At 59.5% G+C, this 2,029-nt stretch carries 3 protein-coding genes; all 3 read left to right on the top strand.

Annotation, left to right across the window (positions count from 1 at the left end):
* Positions 1-231: 231 nt before the first annotated feature.
* The gene (locus ABX749_RS30990) at positions 232-495 is read left to right on the top strand and encodes an LEPR-XLL domain-containing protein (protein ID WP_372899439.1); all 264 of its coding nucleotides are present in this window, start codon (positions 232-234) and stop codon (positions 493-495) included.
* Between the two features lie 42 nt (positions 496-537).
* Positions 538-984 carry a DUF4347 domain-containing protein gene (locus ABX749_RS30985; protein WP_372899438.1) on the top strand — a complete coding sequence of 149 codons (447 nt, stop codon included), beginning with the start codon at positions 538-540 and terminating at the stop codon, positions 982-984.
* Positions 948-2,029, top strand: a 1,082-nt coding sequence (locus tag ABX749_RS30980; RefSeq protein WP_372899437.1) for an Ig-like domain-containing protein, incomplete at its 3' end; no start/stop codon positions are given. The genes ABX749_RS30985 and ABX749_RS30980, both read left to right, overlap by 37 nt.

Below are 2,029 nucleotides of genomic sequence, written 5' to 3'. Positions count from 1 at the left end.
GAAGACCGTCGTTGGCTTCCGGCAGATGGCACAAGCCGGCCGCATTTCGGACTCGGTCACGCATCCTCGGAATGAAAGGCAAGCTCTTCAAGACTCGTCCAAACGGCTCAATCGTTACGCCTTGCCTCGGTGTTGTCGCCGTCTCGGCTTGATTGGCGTATTTTCGCCAATTGCTGACTTAGGGTAGGGGTGCATGGATCAGTTTCTCATCTGAATTGTCGGGCTTAGGAAGTGCGCTGGCGTAAACGAAAATCAATTGGCGACTCAAGTGTCATTCGTTCTACCGGATACCTGCTTGATGCTGCTGTGTTGGAAAAGCGTCTGTTGTTCAGCGCCACCCCGATGGTACCCGCCCCAGTTGACGGCGTCCCCTCAGATCACGAGTTGGCGGTACCGACCGTCGAACTGAATTTCTCGGACACGGCATCAACTGGCAATCCGTCCGGCAATTCGAGTGGTGATGCAGAACAGGCCGAACACGAGCGACAGCGATAGGAACTGGTCTTCGTCGACGCGGGTGTCCAAGATTATCAACAATTGATCGCCGATCTTCGCAGCGGCAACGAGCACGCCGACTTGGAGATCTATCTGCTCGACGCGACGCGCGACGGTGTTCGTCAGATCGGCGAGATTTTGGACGGATATGTCGATGTCGATGCGGTTCACGTGCTTTCGCACGGCAACGACGGCAAACTTCGCCTCGGCAACACCGTGCTCGACGATCGACATCTGGCCGGATACGCGGGCGAATTCGCCGGCTGGGCAGGCTCACTGAGTGATGACGCGGACTTGATGTTGTATGGCTGTGAGCTGGCCGAAACGGTCGACGGCAGGACGATGCTAATGCTCCCACGATTGTCGTTCCCGGCACCCAATCGCCGACGGAAGACATTCCCTGGCAGATCAACGGCATCAGCTTCAACGATCTCGATATCGGAACGGGGACCATGCAGTTTTCGTTCGACGTCAGCCGAGGCAGCTTGACGCTGGATCTCACGATTGCCGGTGGGGTGACGGCGGCAAATGTTTCCGGCAACGGCGGTTCTTCGCTGAGAGTCAACGCGTCGCTGGCCCAGATGAACGCGACGCTTGCGGCTACCAACGGGTTGACCTACGTGAGTGATCCGAATGCCAGTGGAGCGGATGCTCTGGTTGTCGGGGCGAGTGATGGGGCGGCATCGATCCTTGCCAACGTCGACATCAACGTGCTGCCGATCAACGATGCACCGGTCGCGGTCGCGGATTTCTATACCATGGACCCCGGCAGCACCTTGAGCCGCGGACCTGGGGGGCTACTGGCCAACGACTTTGATGCCGACGGCAACACTCTGACCGTGGTTCCGGTCAGCGGACCTTCGTCGGGGACTCTGACGCTGGGATCGGACGGCTCCTTTCAATTCACGCCGGTCGCATCATTCTCTGGGACGGTGACCTTCTCGTACGCCGTGACCGATGGCATCACCACGAGTGCGCCGGCCACGGTGGTCATTGAAGTCTCCTTGCCGATCCGTTCGGCAGACATTCAAAGCGTCAGATCCGATCACGAGCCCGAAGCTCCGCCCGAAGTACCGCCGGCCGACGATGCAGAAGACGCCGACCAGGTTGACGAGCAGGAGGACTTGTTGAACGAGATCTCGGCCACTGATTCGGGGACCGAGGTGCCGCTGGTGTTCACGCCGCGCGGTGTCGTCCAATCCGGTGAGGAAACTCTCCTGACCCTCAGCGTGATGTCTCCACGGGCGGCGACGCAGACCGAAGCGGTTGTGGAAGAAGAGGAGGCTCGCACGTCATCGGACAGCGAGGACGGTAGTCGCTCACGACGGGATCGCAAGGAGTCGTCGCGTGATGGAGTTTCCTTGGTGGGAGTCGCTAAATTCGACAGTAAGCTGCTGTGGAGTGACATGGAAGATTTGGAGCAGGAACTCAAGCAGGGCGACAGCACGCCGTACCTCTTCGCCGGTTCCTTCGCCGGGGTCTCCAGTGCGCTCTCGGTCGGCTACGTGATGTGGACCGTTCGCGGCGGGCTGCT

The organism is Stieleria sp., assembly GCF_041595215.1.
Taxonomy (GTDB): Bacteria; Planctomycetota; Planctomycetia; order Pirellulales; family Pirellulaceae; genus Stieleria; species Stieleria magnilauensis.
The sequence above is the reverse complement of the archived record's forward strand: the minus strand, read 5'-3'. Positions and strand labels throughout refer to the sequence as shown.